The sequence below is a fragment of the Pseudomonas sp. IPO3747 genome (assembly GCF_013385245.1).
GTDB lineage: Bacteria > Pseudomonadota > Gammaproteobacteria > Pseudomonadales > Pseudomonadaceae > Aquipseudomonas > Aquipseudomonas edaphica.
Map to the genome: position 1 here is coordinate 96,823 of NZ_JACAQL010000018.1, position 20,018 is coordinate 116,840.

The following is a 20,018-nucleotide window of genomic DNA, read 5'->3' on the forward strand; positions in this document are numbered from 1 at the left end:
AAGCCCGCTCGCCACAACAGCCCGTTCAGCCTGTAGCATCGCAGCGGTGCGACGATTCGGCACGTCAGCTCCCTTCTCCCAGTGCGACCGCCACCTCCTTGGCCACCTCGATAAACGCCCGCGCCGCCACACTCTGGTACACCCCTTTGCGCTGCATCAACACCGCTGTGCGCTGCAGCCGCTGCGGCCCCAGTTCAATCGCGACCAACTCGGGATGCGCCCGTGCAATCGCGGCCGGCAGTAGCGTCGACAGCGTGGTCCGGCGCACCACCTCGATCAATGCGCCAATCACATTGGCCTCCATCACCACGCGTGGGCGGATGCCGTGTTGGTTGCAGTAGCGGTCGATCTGCTCGCGGGTGGCGAACGCCTTGCTGAGCAAGATCAGCGATTCGCTATTGAGCGCCTGCAGCCCAATGGCAGCCTCGCCCGCCAACGGGTGTTGGCTGCCGACCACCAACGCCAGGGTTTCCACCAGCAGCGGGTAGCTGTCGATGTCGGGTGCGTGCGCTTGATCAAAGGCAATGCCCACATCCAGCTCGTCAGCCAGCAACTGGTTCTCCATCTGCTCCTGGGCGACCTCGCGCACGTTCAGCGTGATGTTCGGATAGCGGCGGTGAAAGGTTTCCACCAGCGGCCCCACCAGGTAGGTGGTGAAGGTGGGCGTAACAGCAAACCTCAGCGTCCCACGGCTCAAATCACCCACGTCATGGATTGCACGCTGGCCTTCCTGCAGTTCCTGCGCTGCCCGTAACGCATAGCGCAGGTAAACCTCACCCGCGTCGGTCAGACGCGTCTTGCGCCCTGAGCGATCAAACAACTGCGCGCCGAGGCTTTCTTCCAACTGCCGCACTTGCTGCGACAGCGCCGGCTGCGAGACATGCAGGGCCGTCGCTGCCTTGGTAAAGCCCTGATGCTCTGCGACAGCAAGGAAGTAATGGATATGGCGCGCCAGCATGCTTGTACTCATAAGATTATCTGATGATCCTGATCATATATGAGACTTTTACCTTATTTAAGTGGCTGCGTAACCTTTGCTTCATCGCATCGCGAACCAAAGGAGTCACCCATGCAAGACATCATCGACGGTTTCCTGAAGTTTCAACGTAACGCCTTCCCCGAGCGTGCCGGCCTGTTCAAAGACCTGGCCAACCAGCAGAGCCCGCGGGCGCTGTTCATCTCCTGCTCCGACAGCCGCCTGGTGCCAGAGTTGGTCACGCAGCGCGAGCCGGGCGACCTGTTCGTGATCCGCAACGCCGGCAATATCGTGCCGTCCTACGGCCCCGAGCCGGGCGGTGTGTCGGCCTCGGTGGAGTACGCCGTCGCCGCCCTGCAAGTCAGCGACATCGTGATTTGCGGGCATTCCGATTGCGGCGCCATGACCGCCATCGCCACCTGCAAATGCCTGGACCACATGCCCGCCGTGGCCGGCTGGTTGCGCTACGCTGACTCCGGCCGGGTGGTCAACGAGGCCCGCCAGCATGTCGACCAGCACGCCAAAGTCGCCTCCATGGTGCGCGAAAACGTCATCGCGCAATTGGCCAATATCCAGACGCACCCTTCAGTGCGCCTGGCCCTCGAAGAAAAACGCGTAACCCTGCACGGCTGGGTCTACGACATCGAAAGTGGCTGCATCCAGGCCTTCGATGGCCGCACCGGCCAGTTCGTCGCCCTTGCCGACAACCCTACTGCGCGCGCCGTTTCCTACTAACACCTTCCTTTTTACCCACGGAGATAACCCCATGATCCAGTCGCAAATCAGCCAGACCACTCGCCTTGCCCTGACCGACGTCATCCTCTTGGCTAAAGCCCGCAAAGACCTGTCGTTCGCCCAGATCGCCGAAGGCACCGGCCTGCACGAGGCCTTTGTTACCGCCGCCTTGCTCGGCCAGCACCCACTGCCGGCCAGTGCCGCTCAAGCCGTTGCCGACACCCTGGGCCTGGATGCGGATGCCGTGCTCCTGCTGCAAACCATCCCGGTGCGCGGCAGCATCGGCAACGGCATCCCGACCGACCCGACCATCTACCGCTTCTACGAAATGATCCAGGTCTATGGCACCACGCTCAAGGCGCTGGTCCACGAGAAGTTTGGCGACGGCATCATCAGCGCGATCAACTTCAAGCTGGACGTCAAAAAGGTTGAAGACCCGGACGGTGGCTCCCGCGCCGTGATCACCCTGGATGGCAAGTACCTGCCGACCAAACCGTTCTGATCAGCTGAGTAACGGCCCGGCGCTGCAAGGCGCTCGGGCCACGGCAGCGATATTGAGGGTCGCAGTTATGGATTTGATCTTTCGTCATGTACGCATCGACGACGCACAGCCGCTGATGGATGTGATTCTTGATCTGCCCGCGCGGTTGAGGGTGCTCAAGCGCGGGAAGATCGTGGCGATGTCGGTATGTCAGCGGTCGGTGGTTTTCTGATCCTGCGTACTCAGCCTGCCCAGAAACCCCGTAATCAACCCCACCACCTGTTGCTGAATCACCGCCCGTGGCCGCCCACCCTCGCCATCGCGGCAAATCATGCCATCGCCCGGCGAGCGTTCCTCAATCAACGCGATTGCGCCCGGTTTGCAGATCGACATAAAGCTGAAGTGCGTGGCGTCGCTGATTTCCACGTACTGCGTCGTAGCTTTTGGCAGGCGCTTGACCAGGTTGGCGGATTCCAGGTTGGGGTCCATATCCTCGGTTGGCACGCCACCTGCGATAACCAGCGCAGGCACCTTGAATGCCGCCAGGCTGGCGTCGGTCATGCCGCGTGACAGGCCCAGGTCCAGAGACACGATGGCGGTGACGCGCTTGTCGCTCAAGTCCGCAGCCAGACGCGCTTTGCCGTCGGGTGTCGCGGCGGGGTTCATCTCATGGTAGCCGATGCAACCGCCCAGCTTTGGGTGGGCGGCGCAGTCGCGGGTGAACAGGTCAGGATCGAAGCGCGCGCCGGCGATTTCCAGTACGGTCCAGCCGCCAAGGGAATGGCCGACAGCAGTAATGTGTTGGTTCGCCACCGCGCCAAACTGTTGCGGTTGAGCCAGCACGGCGTCGATAGCGCGGGTCAGGTCGGCCGGGCGTTGCCATAGCTGTGCGGCGGCTTGCGGGTTGCGGTCCTTGGTGGTGGTGCCGGGGTGGTTGACCGCCGCGACGATGTAACCTTTGTGCGCCAATGCACTGGCCAGCCACACCTGATTGCCCCAGTTGCCGCCGTGACCGTGGGACAGCACCACCAGCGGATGCTCGCCCGCAGCCGGCGGCGCGTCGGGCACGGCGAGGGCGCCGATGAAGACCGCGTTGTCGGCGATCAGCGTGGGTTTGGCCGTGGTGGTAGCGGGGTACCACACCACCAACTCCAGCGCGCGATTGTTGTGCGCATCGGGCAGGGTGGTGGTTTTGAAACCGACCGAGCTTTCGTCGGCGAAAGCGGGGGCGGCCAGGCAGAGCAGGAACAGCGCGCGTAGAGCGGTTTTCATTGTTTTTATCGTCCTTGATGAGGTGGCGCATCATGACGGGAAAAACCCCGTTTGAGTAGAGGGCAGGCGGGACTAGGAAGTAACTGACACACTCCTACTTTTAAGTATGACAGAGCGGTCCTTAGTGTTTTTAGGAAGTGGCTGGCTTACGTCGGTTGATTATTCGTGCAGTGTTGGGGGCGTGAATCCTACTGCGGGAAATGATAGTGCCGACGGCAGGCTGAGTACTTGATTATTAACTCTAGGGTGATAACGATGAAAAGGTTACTTGCGGTTTCGTATGGTGTAGGTGTGCGTAAAGCGTTGTCAGGCATATTGATTTTTGTGATGTTGCTGGCGATGGGTGTTACTTACGCGCAAGAAAGTGTAATCAATAAAAGTAGCAAGCCCGCCGCCATTGTCGTGTTGTCGAATGGCGGATTTGGACTCGCCTTTTTCAATCTTCTCAATGTCGACTTTCCTTCCGGTACTGCTGCGCTGCCCAAAAAGTTGATGGGGATCGAATGGACGACTACTTACTATCCAGATGCTGTGGGAGAGTCGGTTGAGTTTTGTTACTTTCGCCCCTATAACAGCGTTAAAGAAAATTGCCGAGCGATTAGTCCGAATTCATCGGGCGTAGTGCTTGATTTTAATGACTTACCTTTTGGTAATGGTGCCGGTGTCACCATTAGACATAATGTTGAAGGGGCCGGCGTACCCGTTGCTAATGCTGCTGGCAACGATTCAGTTACTTACCGTTATAGCTACTAACGAGAGGCTGGGTTGCCTTGCGACCAATCCTGTCGCAGGGCTCCCTTCTGCATCTATGAAAGCAAGCACTGCTTGTTTTATGTGGGGTCAAGTCATGATCAATATCGCGCCTTACACATCGTTGCTTAACCACCGGTTGGCTGACAACCCCATCACTGCTCATAGCCAATTACCCGTCTTGCCTAACGACGCCGCCGGCGCTTTTACAGGCGCCGCGAGTGAGAGCAATGTCTCGATCCTTTCCCGTCAATTAAGTGAAGCGGCAGCACGCGCTGAAACCCGAGGGGCCGGGCATCTCGATTCGATTTCGGGTGACGGCTATTTCATCGGCAAGGCTCAGCACGACGCCGAAGTTCCAAAGACAGACTCACTGGAATTAATCAGTCGTGCCAAGCAGGCAACCGACTTCCTAAACGGATCTGACAGCAACCCATTCAAAGGCCTTTCTCTCGATCAATTGAGGCTTATTGCTCTCGACGAGGGCGGTCCTTTCACTCTCAACGAGCGGCGCGCGGCTTGGGAAGAAGCCAATAGCTTGACTGTTCTGAATGCGCGGGCATCGTCTTCCGCCCCTGCACCCGACAGCAGGCGCGACCTTATGATCTCCCGTCTGTTCAACGGTTCAGAACCCGAGGTAGCCGACCCTAAGACTAACCGTAACGACCGGCACCGCAACGAATATCTCACCCGCGACGATCGCGACATACTGTCCCAGATGTACGCTTATGCGGATTCGGAGGGTGCTGATCTGGACTATGTTGATAATGTGGCTCGTTGGCTCGCCCACTATCGTGAACACGACAATGGTCGCACGATTAGCAACGTCAATAACGGAAAGGGGTACAACTCAGAAGGCTATATGATCACGGTCAACTTCAAGGAAAAGGATGCTGCCATTGCGTCACGTATCTTGAACAGCACTGCAATCAACAGCACGCGTCTCGATCAAGGTTTTCTACGCCATTTCCTTGATCCCGGGCAGGGCGCACTTATTCATCATGGTGGCATGGCCTTCCTCGAACAGATGGTGATCAAGTTCTCCAATGAAGCGGCGACACAACCTTCGCTTGGCAAAGAGTTCGCTCAGTACACCTCAATTGATATCAACGACAATATTGTGATCACCGTGCACAAGGACAAAAAGCTCCCACCCTTCGAGCCTCTGGTTATCAATGACAATGGTGTCTGGAGCGTTACCGAAAAAGGCAGGGCTGCCGGCTATTCGTTGGACCCGCAGACGGGTAGAGCCCGCTGGGCCGATCCCACTGCGGTTGCCCAGCAACCGAGCGGTTCCATCGCAGATACACCTGCCGGTCAAAGGCCGAACAGCTTCATTCTGGAAGCCCTCTCCGGCAATCGTGATCAGCCTGATGCGCGCCCGATCTGGCTGAGCAGCCTATTCAAGTTGATTCAAAATTACCGGCCTTGATTGGGCTGCGGGAGATTTCGCAATCTTTGAGGCAACTAATCGACGCCTAACCTTGGTATTGGCCAACCCAGCCCCATAACTACCCTCGTATCCACTGAGGGCGCAGACCATGACCAACTCAACCGAAACCGCCATCCTTGCCGGCGGCTGCTTCTGGGGCATGCAAGACCTGTTGCGGCGCTACCCTGGCGTGCTGCAAACGCGCGTCGGCTACACCGGCGGCGATGTGCCGAATGCCACGTATCGCAACCACGGCAACCATGCCGAAGCCATCGAGATTGTGTTTGACCCGGCGGTGATCAGTTATCGGCAGATACTGGAGTTTTTTTTCCAGATCCATGACCCGAGCACGCCTAACCGCCAGGGCAATGACACGGGGCCAAGCTATCGGTCGGCGATTTACTATTTGAGTGAGCAGCAGCGCGACATTGCCGAAGATACGGCGGCCGACGTGGATGCGTCGAAGCTGTGGCCTGGTCGAGTGGTCACTGAGATTGAGCCGGCAGGGCCGTTCTGGGAGGCGGAGCCTGAGCACCAGGATTATCTGGAGCGGATACCGAATGGGTACACCTGCCACTTTATTCGGCCGAACTGGAAGCTGCCGAAGCGGGCTTGAGGGCCGCCGAGATGATCGTTGCAAAATGTGGGAGCTGGCTTGCCTGCGATTACAGTGTGTCAGTCAATAAATTAGTTAACTGATCCTCCGCCATCGCGGGCAAGCCCGCTCCCACAGGGTTTTGTGTTTGATCGTTAGCCGGCGGCCTCGCGTTCCAGCAGCTTGTCCATCAACAGCACCCCCAACTCACTCAACTGGTGAATCGCCAGGGCCACGTCGCGCTGTTTTCCGGTCAAGTCTTCTGACAGGTCGAGCAGTAAGGCGGTGACCGAGGAAAAGGTTTCGTAGCTGTTGGTGATCAGGGTTTCGTTGCTGGCATCGGCCGCGACGTTGAACAGCGAAGGTGGTGACAATGCCGGGTCGGCTTTTGGATTGAGGTAGTGATCAATTGCGCGATGCGCGGCCTGATTGAGTTGCAGGTCCGGTTCGCTTGGAGGGTTCGGCGTTATTTTGAACATGTGTGTTGTACCTGATTAGGGCCGACACCTTTTCGCTACTAAACGAAAGGGTGGCAGCTGTGCACAGGTTAGTAGACCGGGGAAACACACAAAGCCGGCGCGCCCGAGGACGCCCTGCGCACAGCCACCATCAAGCACAGACAAAAACATCTGAGAGATGAGGCTCATGCACTTTATGTTGTCACTCGGGCTACTAAACCCGATCACTGAGTTGTCAGCGACCGAGCAACCTTAGAGACGCCCACCACAGCGCACAAGCCGGCGGATTCTGACGCAAGCGTAGGCAATGGAGCAAGGCGCTGTGGCTTCGGACTTTCCTGTTTCAGGCTTCGTTGTAGGACATGAGCCTTACGCCGAACAAAATGTGGGAGCTGGCTTGCCTGCGATTACGGTGTGTCAGTCAATAAATTAGTTAACTGATCCTCCGCCATCGCGGGCAAGCCCGCTCCCACAGGGTTGATCGTTCCCACGCTCCGCGTGGGAATGCCGCCTCAGACGCTCCGCGTCCAGCCGTCGACGCCTATTTTAAGGCCTGCGCAATGTGACGCGGAGCGTCACGGGATGCATTCCCACGCGGAGCGTGGGAACGGTCATGCGGGTACTGTGTTGTGTGGTTGATCAGGCTTTGGCTACGCCCACTCGCCACTGCGCGGGCGGCAGCAGCCCATTCACCAGGTAATTACCCACGATCCGCGACTTGTACACCCGCGGGTTATGGTTCGCCAACGTGCGCGCATTGCGCCACAACCGGTCCAGAGCCTTGTTGCTGGCCGTGGCGCTGGCGCCCAATGCATCGAACAATCCGGTGGTCGCCGCCAACGTTGCATCCACCACGGGATTGACCGCCAGGCACACCTCCAGCTCGGCCAGTGCAACCTGCGCGTCGTCGTCATTAAGCGGCCGGTCTCGCGCAATCACATACTGCGCCGTCTGGTCCAGGCGCTGCGCCGCGTGCTGGGTGATGGCCTGGGCGGCGTAGGCTTGGCTGGCGACTTCGCCAATCACTTGCAGCAACTGCACATCCTGGGCGGCGGTGTCGGCGTTGCCGGTGGTGAAGGTGCGGGCGCGCTGGCTGAGTTCGGCGGCGCCACTGAGCGCGGCGCGGCGGGCGATGCCGGCCAGGGTGGCAAGGTGGTAGATCTGGTAGAACGACTGGCCATAGGCGAAGCGTTGGGTGGTGGGGCGCACATCGTCATCCACCACCGGTGCGTTGTCGAAGAGGCAGGTGCCGCTGGCGGTGAGGCGTTGGCCGAAGCCATTCCAGTCGTCGATGATCTGCACACCGGGCGCCTTGAGGTCGACCACCAGGCTGTACACCACACCGTCTTCGCCGGTGGCCACGGTGTTGATCAGGTCACTGTAGAGCGCGCCGGTGGTGTAGAACTTTTTGCCGCTGATGCGCAGTGTGCCATCGGTGTGGCGGTGCAGGCGGGTGCCGAAATCGCCACGGGCCTGGTTCCCGACTTCGGTGCTGCCGGGGGAAAGCAGGGCGCCTTGGCCGAGGCGGTCGAGCCATTGGGCGCGCCAGTCGCGGTCTTTGGCGCATAGCACGTCTTCGCAAAAGCCAAAATGCCCACGCAGTGCCTGGGTGATGTTGGAGTCGGCGGCGGACAGTTCTGTCAGCAGCGCAAGCAGTTCAGCGAAGGTCGCGCCTTGCCCGCCGTAACTGACTGGCAATCGCCAGCGTGGCAAACCCAGAGCGTTGAGCTGTTGGATCACTGTCGCCAGGCTGGCGCGTGTCTGATCCGCCTCGGCAGCGTGTGCAAGGATCTGCGCAAAAAGCGGGCGAAACGGAGCGGCCAGTTGTTCGTAACGGGCGGAGGGCGCAGTGCCCCAGATATTCAATACGGGAGTCGACATGCAATGGACCTTGCAGAAAGGGTTTCAGGCGCGGGGTCCAGTGGTCTGGTGGCGTCACCCTAACTCAGTGGGCAGCAAATTTTTAATACGAAAAATAGCTAACCCACTGTGCTGCGGTTCTATCGATAGTGCACAACAGTATTAAACCCGGCGCTTTTATTGCGCTAGCTTCTACGGGCGCCACGCTCGGCGACCGCCAAAACCCTTCTCTCATTGCCAGACTGCACGCCCACAGATGGTTGAGTCAGGCATTAACTGTGTGGATTCCTCCTATGATCAATCGTCGTAACTTGCTCGCCGTGCTGGGCCTGGCCTCGCTGACACTGCATGGCCCATCGGTGTGGGCGGCAGCGCCGCAGACCCTGACGGTGGGTGACCAGTTCTTCTCCAATCGCATCGTCCTGGAGCTGTCCGGCGAGCTGAAAGACCTGCCGTATCAAATCGACTTCAAACGCTTCAATACCGGCTCCCCGGTGGCCTCGGCGGTCGCCAGTGGCGCGCTGGACGTGGGCATTGTCGGCGATACACCGGTGATCAGCCTCGCCGCCAATGGCGCGCCGGTGAAAGTGGTTGCCAGCACCCAGACCAGCCTCGATGGCGTGGGCATTGTGGCGCGCAAAGGCATCCATTCGGTGGCCGAGCTCAAAGGCAAAACGGTGGCGATCTGGAACGGTTCGTGGAGCCAGCAACTGGCCTACAAGGCCCTGGATGAGGCCGGTGTGCCGCGCAGCAGCGTGACCTTCAAATACCTGCTGCCGGCCGAAGCCAGCCTGGCGCTGAGCCAGGGCGACATCGATGCCTTCGGCACCTGGGAACCCTACGTGTCGTTGCAGGAGAAAGAGGGCAGCACCCTGATCCGCAATGCCAAGGGCCTGATGAGCGCGCCGACCTACATCGTTGCGTATGAGCCGGCGCTGGCGCAGAAACGCGCGATTATCAAAGATTTTGTGGCGCGTCTCACCCGTGCGCGGGTGTGGAGCAGCAGCCACGTTGATGAGTATGCCCAGGCGTGGTCGAAGGCCAACCAATCTGCACCGGAGATTGCCAAGGTGTGGTTCAAGCGTGATGCGATCAAGGTGCTGCCGATCTCCCCGGCCATTGTCGGCGAAGCCCAGGCCACGGCGGATTTCCTGGTCGATGCGCAGATGCTCAAACAGCCTTATGACGTGACGCCCTTGTTTGATCAGGCCCTTTAAACGCGGACGAAACACGCGCTAATAGTCTCGGGCGCCTGTTGATACGGGGGCTGAGCTAGGGTTTTTGGTTCCGGTTGGCGCCGGAACAAAAAATTCACTAGCATCAGTATGGAGTAGCCAGTAGGCTACAGGTGAGACTTTGACCAATTCGATCGGCAGGACGCCGGAGTTTGATACATGGCTCGACGGTATGAAGGATCTATGGGGCAAAACGGCGGTGCTGACTCGCCTGGACCGCGCCGAAGAAAACAATTTTGGCGATTGCGAGCCGGCCGGTGACGGCCTGAGTGAAATGCGTGTATTCGTCGGGCCTGGCTACAGGATTTATTTTGTACGCACAGGCATCACGGCCTACCTGATGCTGTGGGGCAGTGATAAAACCGACCAAAAAAGAGGCATACAGCGGGCAAAAGAGATTCTTGTTGCCCTGAGAGGTAAATGAAATGAGCAACGCGACATTCAAACCCGAGGACATGCCGATCCTCGATCTTGATACATCCGGCACCAGCGTCTACGAAGCTTCGCGCTTCCTCGACAGCCCGGAAATCATCAGTGCTTATCTGGCACAAAGCATGAAGTCCCAGGACCCGCAGATCCTCATGAAGGCGCTGGCTGAAGTCGCCAAGGCCCAGGGTGTGAACAAGGTGGCCGAGGCGGCGGGGGTCAATCGCGAGAGTCTGTATAAAACCCTGAAGGGCGGCTCTAAAACACGTTTTGAAACGATCAAGAAGCTGATGCTGGCGTTAGGCGTTGAGCTGACTGTGCAGCCCGTTGCAGCTGGCGCGAGCAAAAAAATGCCGCGGCACAACGGACAATAATCAGCAACTGTCAGTTTTCACAGTATCTTTCTCCTTGAAGTCATGGTCTTGTCACACGCTGATGCGAACGTTCCCTAGCCAAAAAACACAAGGCACCGGACCGCGCCTGAGTTGTACTTCAAGGAGATTTAATCATGAGGGTCGTGACCTCAGGCTCTGCTTATCTGGATATAGACGCTTACGCTTGTTGCATAGCCTACGCTGAACTGCTGAATCACCAAGGTGTTCAAGCGCGTGCGGTCAGCAGTGCGCCACTCAATTTCAGCGTTTGCGCCAGTGTGCTCGGTTGGAAGGCCTCGCTGGACGATTACCAACCCGGCGCCGACGATGAGTTCGTGTTGGTGGATGTCTCCGACTACCATCATTTTGACCCGGTCGTGGTACTCGATCAGGTGTGCGAAGTGATTGACCATCATCCAGGCTTTGAAATCCACTGGGCGCAGAAGCTGGGTGCGGATGCTGATATCCGGCCAATCGGTGCCGCGGCAACGCTGGTTTTCCAGCGTTGGGAAAGGTCCGGCCTGCTGCCGCAGATCAGCCGGCACAGCGCTGCGTTATTGGCCACGGCGATTCTGGACAATACCCTGAACTTCACCGGAAAAATGACCGCATCCCTGGATATCTGGGCCTACGAGGTGCTGGCGCGGCGGGCGGGGCTGACGGCGGATTGGTCGCAGCGTTATTTCAGCGAATGCCAGGCTGCGATCGAAGCCGACCTTGAGGTCGCCCTGGCGGCTGATATGAAACACATGACGGCCACGCGCAACCTGCCGCAGCTCATTGCGCAAATGACGGTGTGGGATGCGCAGGGGTTGCTCCAGCGGCATCACGCAGCCATTGAACAATGGCTGGCGGCGCAAGGTGAGGACTGGCTGTTGAACGCTATCAGCATCCGCGAGCGCAAGAGCTATTGGTTGGCCGAGCCTTCTCTCAGCCAGCCGAAGCTGAGCCTGCTGCTGTCGCTTGATTGGCAAGGTACACAGGCCGTGCTTGGGCGTGCGATGCAGCGCAAGGAGCTGGTGAAGCTGGCCCTGGCTGCCGCACGCGAAGACCTCAGCGTACGAGGCAAGGCCGTTTGTTGTTGAAGGCCCAGCCCGGTATCAAAAACTGCATCGCCACGCTGTCGTCCCGCGCCCCAAGGCCCATGCCTTTGTACAGTTCGTGGGCCTTGGCCACGGCGTCCATATCGATCTCCACGCCCAGGCCCGGTTTGCTCGGCACCTTGACGTAGCCGCCCTCGATTTTCAGCGGTTCCCGGGTCAGGCGTTGGCCGTCCTGCCAGATCCAGTGGGTGTCGATCGCAGTGATGTCGCCCGGCGCGGCGGCGGCCACCTGGGTGAACATCGCCAGGGAAATATCAAAGTGGTTGTTGGAGTGCGAGCCCCAGGTCAGGCCCCACTCATTGCACATCTGCGCCACGCGCACCGAGCCTTGCATCGTCCAGAAGTGCGGGTCGGCCAGGGGAATATCCACCGACTGCAGCTGGATCGCGTGGCCCATTTCACGCCAGTCGGTGGCGATCATGTTGGTCGCGGTTTTAAGCCCGGTGGCACGGCGGAATTCGGCCATGACTTCGCGGCCCGAGTAGCCGTTTTCTGCGCCACAGGGGTCTTCGGCGTAGGCCAGCACGTGGTGTTGATCGCGGCATAGGCGGATCGCTTCTTTCAGTGACCATGCGCCGTTCGGGTCGAGGGTGATGCGTGCGTCCGGGAAGCGCTCGGCCAAGGCCGTCACCGCTTCGATTTCTTCATCGCCACTCAATACGCCGCCTTTGAGCTTGAAGTCGTTGAAGCCGTATTTGGCTTTGGCGGCTTCGGCCAGGCGCACCACGGCCTCGCTGGTCAGGGCTTTTTCATGGCGCAGGCGGAACCATTCGTCATCGGTGTCCGCCTCGTTGCGGTAGGCCAGGTCGGTGGCCGTGCGATCACCGACGTAGAACAGGTAGCCGAGCATTTTTACTGCGTCACGCTGTTGGCCTTCGCCCAGCAGGGCGGCGATGGGCACTTCGAGGAATTGACCGAGCAGGTCGAGCAGGGCGGCCTCCATGGCGGTGACGGCGTGGATGGTGATGCGCAGGTCGAAGGTTTGCAGGCCACGGCCGGCGGCGTCCCTTGAGGCAAAGGTGGTGCGCATCTGGTTGAGGATGCGCTGGTACTGGCCGATGGGTTGGCCGATCACCAGGCTGCGGGCGTCCTCCAGGGTTTCGCGGATGCGCTCGCCACCGGGCACTTCACCGACACCGGTGTTGCCCGAACTGTCCTTGAGGATCACGATATTGCGGGTAAAAAATGGCCCATGGGCGCCGCTCAGGTTCAGCAGCATGCTGTCGTGGCCGGCGACGGGAACGACTTGGAAATGGGTGACGACGGGCGTGGTCATGGCAGGATCCTAATAAGCTTAAAGAGGTTTGCTGATAGCGGTGCCTGTTGCTGCAACGCTCTGCGGCGCCAGCACGGCAGAAGGCGAAGTCTTGGCAAAAAACACCAGGATGGCCGCCAGCACCGAGGTGCCGGCCAGGCCATACAGGCCGCCCTGGATCGAGCCGGTGGTCTGCTCCAGAAAGCCGAAGGTCGTAGGCGCCACGAAGCCGCCCAGGTTGCCGATGGAGTTGATCAGCGCGATCACGGCAGCGGCGATGCGCACATCCAGGTAACCCTGTGGGATTGGCCAGAACAGCGAGGACGCGGACTTGAACCCGATGGCCGCAAAGCAGATCGCGACAAAGGCGAAGATCGGCCCGCCGGTGGTGGACATGAACATGCCGGCGGCGGCAATCAACAGCGCGGCGGCGACCCAGGCTTGCTGGAACTTGAACTTGCCCGACAGCGCGGCGAAGGCGTACATGGCGATGATCGAGATCAGCCACGGGATCGAGTTGAAGAAGCCGACCTGCACGTCGCTCAGATCGCCCATCTTCTTGATGATGCTCGGCAGCCAGAAGGTCGCGGCGTAGATCGTCAGCTGGATGCAGAAGTACAAGGCGCAGAACAGCAGGATCTGGCGGTCCTTGAGCAGCTTGGCAATGGTCGGTTTGATGGTGGTCAGCGCCTCACGCTCGCGCTGTTCCTGGTCGATGGCGCCAACTAACGCGTCCTGTTCTTCGCGGGTCAGCCATTGGGCGTCGTGGGGTTTGGAGTCGAGCCAGAACCACACAAAAAAGCCCAGCGCCACAGAAGCCAGGCCTTCGATGGCAAACATCCATTGCCAGCCGTGAAACCCGAACCCTTCTATCTGCAGAAGTGCCCCCGACAGCGGGCCGGAGATCAGCGACGCAACCGCCGAGCCACTGAGGAAGATGGCGATGGCTTTACCGCGCTCCACGCCGGGCAGCCAGCGCGTGAAGTAGTAAATCACCCCAGGGAAAAACCCCGCCTCGGCCACGCCCAGCAGAAAGCGCAGGACGTAGAACTGGGTTTCGTTCTGGATGAACGCCATCAGCGTGGCGACGATGCCCCAGGTGAACATGATGCGGGTCAGCCAGATGCGCGCACCGACCTTTTGCAGCAGCATGTTGGAGGGCACTTCAAAGAGCGCGTAGCCGATGAAAAACAACCCGGCGCCCAAGCCGTAGGCGGCCGCGCCGATACCCAGGTCATGCTCCATGTGCGTGCGCACGAAGCCGATATTGACCCGGTCGATGTAGTTGAGAATAAACATGATCACGAACAGTGGGAGCACGTGGCCCTTCACTTTGCTCACGGCGCGCGTGAGGACCGAATCACTTTCTGGAGCGGCAGATGCGTGGTTTGAATTGCTCACAATTGAAAAACTCCCCCTGATTTATTTTTATGCGGGTTTGCGTGTTTTGTTGCCAGACATCATACAAGTGGTTTTCTTGAGTTCGCAATGCACCTGCAACTGTTTTTGTCCTTATAAGGCTGCTGATTGGTTGTGTGTTTTGGTTATTTATCTAGCGTTTGTTGAGTGTGTAGATCGATCGCCGATGTAATTATCGCGATCTTTACCTTCGCGCACGGCCCGCAAAGGCCAGCGAGCATTGCGTCATTCTGGTTGGTTGTCATACAAGTTGTGAGCTTTATGAATCAAGCCAGCGCCTACTCGGGGCAGGGTGTTAAGCTCCCCTCAGCCAACCCCGTGGACCCATAGTGATGCCCATTGAAAGCGCAAACCCTGTGCGTAAACGTTCCAATAACCTCGCCCAAGGTGTGGTCGAGGCGCTGACCCAGCGCATCCTGCTGGGCCAGCTCAAACCCGGTGAAAAATTGCCGTCCGAGTCCAGCATCGTGCTGGAGCATGGCGTGAGCCGCACAGTGGTGCGCGAGGCGATCTCCAAGCTGCAGGCGTCGGGGCTGGTGGAGACGCGTCACGGCATCGGCACCTTTGTGTTGGCGCAGCACGCCCAGCAAGGTTTGCGTTTGCATGTGGACACGGTCGCCAGCGTGCGTAACATGCTCGAGCTGCGCCTGGGCCTGGAGGTGCAAGCGGTGGCTTTGGCCGCGCTGCGCAGGAGCGACGAACAGCTCGCACACATGCGCCAGGCGCTGGACGATTACCAGGCCTCGCTGGCCAGCAACGACAGCTGTGTGGAAGAGGACAAGCGCTTTCATCAACTGATCGCCGAGGCCACCGGCAATACCTTTTTTACCGAAATCATGCTGCACCTGGGCAGTGCGATGATCCCGCGCACCCAGGTCAAGGGCGTCGAACGCGGCGGGGCCGACTTCGCCAAGCTGGGGCAGTTGGCGAACCTTGAGCATGAGGCGATCTTCAATGCCATCAAGCGCCAGGACCCGGACGCGGCGCGGGCCGCCATGGTGCTGCACCTGACCAACAGCCGGGACCGGTTTTCCGGGGAATGACAAGGAACCACCGTTGAACGAACACACATTGTCCATGCGCCTGGAGCGCGTGGCCGCCAACGTGCCCGCCGGCGCGCGCCTGGCCGACATCGGCTCGGACCACGGCTACCTGCCGGTGGCCTTGATGCGCCGTGGCGTGATCACGGCAGCGGTGGCGGGGGAAGTGGCGACCACACCCTTTTACGCAGCCCAACGCACCGTGCGCGACAATGGCCTGGAGCAACACATCAGCGTGCGCCTGGCCGATGGCTTGGCGGCGATTGAACCGGGCGATGGGATCACCGCGATCAGCGTCTGTGGCATGGGCGGCGAGACGATCCGCGACATCCTCGACAACGGCAAGGTGCACCTCAGCGGCCAGGAACGCCTGGTCCTGCAACCCAATGGTGGCGAGCAACCCTTGCGCCAATGGCTGATGGACAACGGCTATCGCATCCTCAGCGAAGAGTTGCTGCGGGAAAACCGCTTTTACTACGAGATCATCGTGGCCGAGCGCACAGGCGCCGTGACCTATACCGATCAGCAGCTGTACTTTGGCCCGTTGCAAATGCAAGCCCGCAGCCCGGAGTTCCTGGCCAAGTGGCAGCGGATGCTGCGCCAGAAGCACAAGACCCTGGCCAGTTTTGAGCAGGCACGCCAGGCGGTACCGGAGCAAAAACTGCAAGAAATTGCCCAGCAGGCGCGGTGGATTACCGAGCTGCTGGCGTGAAGTGACTTGTAACTTTTCCTACGCCTGTGCAAGGATCTGCCCATGACTCAATTTTCGCAAAGCAACCGCCATCATCCCCACGGACCTTCCTTCAGGTGCCGTGGTTGCTTGCGCTCACTGATTGACCAGACCCACTGATCACTCAATGAACCCCACCCAAGGCGCCTATGGCGCCTTTTTTATTGCCTGCAAACACTGGAGATTCAACCCATGACAATGCTACGTGGAACCCGAATGGTCACCGGCAAAGAAGCCGCAACGATGCGTGAAGTAGAGGGCCGTTTCCGGAGCTATCTTCATCGAAGCGGGCGCTGAAGAAGTCATCGTGCCGGCTCTTTGGGGCCAGGACACGTTTATCGAGAAAACCGGCGGCAGTGAAATCATCGGGCAGATGTGGGCCTTCGATGACAAGGCGGGCCGCAAGTGCTGCCTGATCCCGGAAGCCACTGCGCTGTTCCAGGAGCGCAACGCCGACTTGCTCGAGGGGCGCGCGGCGGCGATGTTTTTTTACGTGGCGCGGTGTTATCGCTATGAGCGGCCGCAAGCCGGCCGTTATCGTGAGTTCACTCAACTGGGGCTGGAGATTCTAAGCCCTGACCCTGGGTTGGCGTTGCAGCGCAGCCAGGCCCTGTGTACTGGGTTTCTGGACACGCTGGGGCTCGACTATGCGCTGAACCTGGCCGTGAAACGTGGGCTGAGTTACTACCTGGAGGGCAACGGCTTTGAGGTGCGCTGCCCGACATTGGGTGCGCAACAGCAAGTCGTGGGCGGCGGGGCTTACCGTGAAGGCGCGGGCTTCGGTATCGGGCTTGAGCGGTTGGTGCTGGCGTTGGCGTGAAGCACCAGGCGCCCCCAAGTCGGGGGCGCCTGCTTTGCAGGCCTCGAATATGCTCCAATAGCCGCCTTCTTTTGCTGACCCAGGAACCCTGTCATGGCCGAGACCACCGACCAAGCCTTCTACGACCGCGCAGATGCGCATATCGAACTGTCGAACGAGCAGCTCAAGACCTGTGAAAACCTCGGTGAGGTCAGCGCCTCGATGATGTTCGGCACCACGCGCTTCAATGCCTGGGCCAGCGCCCGCAACTTCAAGTCCGGCGCCGAGATGGCCGAGGCCCGTGAGGCGATGCTGAAGTATTTCTGTGATCAGTACAGGATGATGCTTGAGGATAACCTGGATGATCACATCAATAATTTCAGTCAGTACATGCGGGTGAAAGTGGCGGATTAAGAGGGTGGTGGGGGAGGGGCTGTGTGCTGGGCAGCCCCAGCGGATGCCGTCGCAGGCAAGCTGGCGCCCACAGTTACCGTTTCACTCTCGTCATTGAGTGTTTTTGCCCCATTTTTGCGCACGCCCGCGCACTTTTTGATTGCCGCACCGCCTATCTCCGGCCCCTCCTGCAACGGCCCGTATCTTGCTAGAACCAAGCTAATCAATGACATGGCATTTTGCTTCTAGTCATTTCCAGCTTGTTTTTGGGAGCGGTCGGCCATGCACACTCTTTTATCACCCGGTATCCATTTGCTCGGCCGTTTCGGTTTTGCGCGCAAATTCCAGGTGCTGTTTTTCCTGTTCATGCTGCCCCTGGCCGGGAGCCTCTGGATGATTGGCTCGGACTATCGCGGCAAATTGAACGTGATTACCAGCGAGCAGTCCGGCGTGCACCAACTGTTGGCCCTGGACACGCTCGATGGCCAATTGACTGCGCAGCGCAACCTGGCCGCGCGCTGGAAAGCATTGGATATCCTCCACACCCCAACCCCTGCCGCCCAGGCTGCAATGGACAAAGTGGATGCAGGCAACCCGATGATTATGCAAAGCCTGCAAGGCTTGGGTGAAGCACTCAAAGCCCGCAACGCCAGCGCCGACACGCTTGCGCGGTTTGAGGCATTGCAGGCGGCGGTCAAGGGCATGGACACCCAGTCCCTGCGCACCGTGGGCTGGTGGCCGGACGGCTACGACCGTTTCACTGCTGCGTTGACGGCGCTGCAAACCTTGCGCGAGCAAATCACTCTGGATACTGGCCTGATCCTCGATCCGTGGCTGGAAACCTACCTGCTGATGCAGATCTCCACCCAGCACACCCCGGACCTGATCGAGCGCATCGGTCGCACGGCCAGCGTCGGCCAGTCGTCCATCGCTTCGGGGCAGTTCACCTTGCAAAGCCGCTTGCAGATGCGCGACCTGCGCGGCCGTATTGGCGATGCACGTGACCAATTGGCCAAGGCCGCCGCTTCGCTCAAAGCCAAGCAATATCCTGGGATCGAGCCGTGGACGGCGCAATATGACAGCAGCCTGCTGCTTCTGGATAACGAACTAAAAACCTTGGATGAAGGCGTGTTTGGCGGCACCATCAAATTGGACACCGCCGCCTTCGACCGCAGCGTCGACAGCATGTTGGGCGCGTTGGGGGCGTTGCGCAGCCAGTCGCTTAACTCACTGGATACGCGCCTGAGTGACTACCGCGAGCGCTCGCTCCAGCACTTTATTCCGGTGGCGGCGACGTTCAGCCTGCTGGCCCTGGCCGCGTTGTACTTGTTTACCTGTCTGCAAGCCTCGATTCGCCGCAGCGCCAGTGGCATCACCACACTGGCCGAGTCGTTGCGCGACGGTAACCTGTGCGTCGAAGTGGCGGTAGAAGGGCGTGATGAATTAGCGGCCATCAGCCGGGCGCTCAACGTTGCCGTGGTGCAATTGCGCACCAGCCTGCTGGGCGTCAATCACGAAACCCAGCAACTCGGTTCTGCCGTACTCACACTTAACGCGCAGTCAGGCAGCACCCTCACCGAGGTGGAAGACCAGCAACACCAAATCAGCCAGATTGCGGCCGCCGCGACCCAATTGGCCGCCACCTCCATGGGCGTGGCCAAGAGTTGCGAACAGGCCTCGGGCAGCGCGCAGCACACAAGGCGCATCGCCGAAGACAGCAGCCGCGACAGCCTGCGCACCACGGCAAGCATCCAACAGCTCAACCAGCGCCTGACCGACACCGCCAACGCCCTGGAACAGGTCAGCCAGCAGGGCCAGCAGATTCAATCGGTGGTCGACACCATTCGCGGCATCGCCGAACAGACCAACTTGCTGGCGCTCAACGCGGCCATCGAGGCTGCGCGTGCGGGCGAGCAGGGCCGTGGGTTTGCCGTGGTGGCCGATGAAGTGCGCAGCCTGTCGCAACGCACCCAGGCGTCCACCGCACAGATCGCCGGCACCGTGGACAGTTTGCGCGCAACTGTCAGCCAGGCGGTCAGCCTGATGGGCGCGGCGTGCGACCAGGCATTGACCGACGCCGAATCCGTCACCGGCCTGGGCACCCGCCTGGGCGAAATTGCCGGTGCGGTGCAACACGTCACCGACACCCTGGCGCAGATCGCGGCTGCGGTGGAAGAACAGGCTGCAACGGCCGATGAGGTCAGCGGCAATATCCAGCAGGTCGACCAGGCGGCGGGGCGCTTGCTGGACGGCGCACGGGCGGTGAATCAGGCGGCCGATACCTTGCGCAAGGGCAGCCTGGCGCTGAGTGATAACACGGCGCGCTTTCGATTGGGCTGAGGCGCGGGCAGGTCAACAATATCTACCGCAGATACGCTCGGGCTGCGTCTCATGCTGAGGGTTCATTCCATCAGTATGAGGACCGTGCCCATGAGCACGCCGAGCCCTACATCCGCGTCACCGACGTTTCAGGAAATTCGTACACACCTGCTTGAGATCGACCCGGGCCTGCGCACGCAAACCCGGGAGCCTGTCGTATTACCTGCCGAACTGCATGCGCTGGAACAACTGAACACCACCTTGATCAGCGCCAACAACGTCCTGTTGGCGAGGTCACGCAGCTTGTTCGAGGCATTGACGGAGGCAGATCTCACCCAAGCGGCCGGCAAGACGTTGCTTGCCCAA

At 59.8% G+C, this 20,018-nt stretch carries 21 protein-coding genes; 15 read left to right on the forward strand and 6 right to left on the reverse strand.

Annotation, left to right across the window (positions count from 1 at the left end):
• Positions 1-64 precede the first annotated feature (64 nt).
• The gene (cynR, locus tag HX790_RS20835; protein ID WP_176992083.1) at positions 65-958 is read right to left on the reverse strand and encodes a transcriptional regulator CynR; all 894 of its coding nucleotides are present in this window, start codon (positions 956-958) and stop codon (positions 65-67) included.
• 111 nt (positions 959-1,069) lie between these two features.
• Here cynR and HX790_RS20840 point away from each other — a divergent pair, with 111 nt between their 5' ends.
• From HX790_RS20840 to HX790_RS20850, 3 genes are all read left to right on the forward strand, one after another.
• On the forward strand, positions 1,070-1,711 hold the full coding sequence (locus HX790_RS20840; RefSeq protein ID WP_017136973.1) for a carbonic anhydrase: 642 nt from the start codon (positions 1,070-1,072) through the stop codon (positions 1,709-1,711).
• Positions 1,712-1,742: 31 nt separating this feature from the next.
• Positions 1,743-2,213 (forward strand): cyanase, encoded by a 471-nt coding sequence (cynS, locus tag HX790_RS20845; protein WP_138451189.1) that lies wholly within the window; start codon positions 1,743-1,745, stop codon positions 2,211-2,213.
• A gap of 67 nt (positions 2,214-2,280) precedes the next feature.
• Positions 2,281-2,424 (forward strand): hypothetical protein, encoded by a 144-nt coding sequence (locus HX790_RS20850; RefSeq protein ID WP_176992044.1) that lies wholly within the window; start codon positions 2,281-2,283, stop codon positions 2,422-2,424.
• Here the strand turns inward: HX790_RS20850 and HX790_RS20855 are convergent.
• The gene (locus HX790_RS20855) at positions 2,403-3,464 is read right to left on the reverse strand and encodes an alpha/beta fold hydrolase (protein ID WP_176992045.1); all 1,062 of its coding nucleotides are present in this window, start codon (positions 3,462-3,464) and stop codon (positions 2,403-2,405) included. The two genes, HX790_RS20850 and HX790_RS20855, sit on opposite strands and share 22 nt — an antisense overlap.
• 255 nt (positions 3,465-3,719) lie before the next feature.
• Here HX790_RS20855 and HX790_RS20860 point away from each other — a divergent pair, with 255 nt between their 5' ends.
• The 3 genes from HX790_RS20860 to msrA all read left to right on the forward strand — a co-directional run bounded on the left by HX790_RS20860 (position 3,720) and on the right by msrA (position 6,262).
• Positions 3,720-4,217, forward strand: a complete 498-nt coding sequence (locus tag HX790_RS20860; protein WP_176992046.1) for a hypothetical protein — start codon at positions 3,720-3,722, stop codon at positions 4,215-4,217.
• Positions 4,218-4,311: 94 nt separating this feature from the next.
• Positions 4,312-5,646: a hypothetical protein gene (locus HX790_RS20865; RefSeq protein WP_176992047.1), complete on the forward strand. Its 1,335-nt coding sequence runs from the start codon at positions 4,312-4,314 to the stop codon at positions 5,644-5,646.
• 109 nt (positions 5,647-5,755) lie between these two features.
• Entirely contained in the window at positions 5,756-6,262 is a 507-nt protein-coding gene (msrA, locus tag HX790_RS20870; protein ID WP_176992048.1) for a peptide-methionine (S)-S-oxide reductase MsrA, read from the forward strand.
• A 134-nt stretch (positions 6,263-6,396) separates the two neighbouring features.
• On the opposite strand, the gene HX790_RS20875 is transcribed toward msrA, so the two are convergent.
• Positions 6,397-6,720, reverse strand: a complete 324-nt coding sequence (locus HX790_RS20875) for a DUF6124 family protein (protein ID WP_176992049.1) — start codon at positions 6,718-6,720, stop codon at positions 6,397-6,399.
• 618 nt (positions 6,721-7,338) lie between these two features.
• Entirely contained in the window at positions 7,339-8,580 is a 1,242-nt protein-coding gene (locus HX790_RS20880; protein ID WP_176992050.1) for an acyl-CoA dehydrogenase family protein, read from the reverse strand.
• Between the two features lie 272 nt (positions 8,581-8,852).
• Between HX790_RS20880 and HX790_RS20885 the strand changes: the two genes are divergently transcribed.
• From HX790_RS20885 to HX790_RS20900, 4 genes are all read left to right on the forward strand, one after another.
• Complete coding sequence (locus tag HX790_RS20885) at positions 8,853-9,776, forward strand: ABC transporter substrate-binding protein (RefSeq protein WP_176992051.1); 924 nt, start codon at positions 8,853-8,855, stop codon at positions 9,774-9,776.
• Between the two features lie 139 nt (positions 9,777-9,915).
• Positions 9,916-10,218, forward strand: coding sequence for a type II toxin-antitoxin system RelE/ParE family toxin (locus HX790_RS20890; RefSeq protein ID WP_099548967.1), 303 nt, complete (start codon positions 9,916-9,918; stop codon positions 10,216-10,218).
• 1 nt (position 10,219) lies between these two features.
• Positions 10,220-10,594, forward strand: a complete 375-nt coding sequence (locus HX790_RS20895) for an addiction module antidote protein (RefSeq protein WP_099548968.1) — start codon at positions 10,220-10,222, stop codon at positions 10,592-10,594.
• A 134-nt stretch (positions 10,595-10,728) separates the two neighbouring features.
• Positions 10,729-11,679, forward strand: a complete 951-nt coding sequence (locus HX790_RS20900; protein WP_176992052.1) for a DHH family phosphoesterase — start codon at positions 10,729-10,731, stop codon at positions 11,677-11,679.
• Here the strand turns inward: HX790_RS20900 and gudD are convergent.
• Complete coding sequence (gudD, locus tag HX790_RS20905; RefSeq protein ID WP_017136961.1) at positions 11,648-12,973, reverse strand: glucarate dehydratase; 1,326 nt, start codon at positions 12,971-12,973, stop codon at positions 11,648-11,650. The two genes, HX790_RS20900 and gudD, sit on opposite strands and share 32 nt — an antisense overlap.
• 18 nt (positions 12,974-12,991) lie before the next feature.
• Entirely contained in the window at positions 12,992-14,353 is a 1,362-nt protein-coding gene (locus HX790_RS20910; RefSeq protein WP_170037910.1) for an MFS transporter, read from the reverse strand.
• Positions 14,354-14,703: 350 nt separating this feature from the next.
• On the opposite strand from HX790_RS20910, the gene HX790_RS20915 reads away from it, so the two are divergent.
• The 5 genes from HX790_RS20915 (at position 14,704) to HX790_RS29890 (ending at position 19,673) form a co-directional block, all read left to right on the forward strand.
• Complete coding sequence (locus HX790_RS20915; RefSeq protein WP_017136959.1) at positions 14,704-15,414, forward strand: FadR/GntR family transcriptional regulator; 711 nt, start codon at positions 14,704-14,706, stop codon at positions 15,412-15,414.
• Positions 15,415-15,427: 13 nt separating this feature from the next.
• On the forward strand, positions 15,428-16,123 hold the full coding sequence (locus tag HX790_RS20920) for a tRNA (adenine(22)-N(1))-methyltransferase TrmK (RefSeq protein WP_169984717.1): 696 nt from the start codon (positions 15,428-15,430) through the stop codon (positions 16,121-16,123).
• Between the two features lie 292 nt (positions 16,124-16,415).
• Positions 16,416-16,961: an ATP phosphoribosyltransferase regulatory subunit gene (locus HX790_RS20925; RefSeq protein WP_026013702.1), complete on the forward strand. Its 546-nt coding sequence runs from the start codon at positions 16,416-16,418 to the stop codon at positions 16,959-16,961.
• 93 nt (positions 16,962-17,054) lie between these two features.
• Complete coding sequence (locus HX790_RS20930; protein ID WP_017136956.1) at positions 17,055-17,354, forward strand: DUF3144 domain-containing protein; 300 nt, start codon at positions 17,055-17,057, stop codon at positions 17,352-17,354.
• Positions 17,355-18,980: 1,626 nt separating this feature from the next.
• Entirely contained in the window at positions 18,981-19,673 is a 693-nt protein-coding gene (locus tag HX790_RS29890) for a methyl-accepting chemotaxis protein (protein ID WP_371318505.1), read from the forward strand.
• Positions 19,674-20,018: the final 345 nt, after the last annotated feature.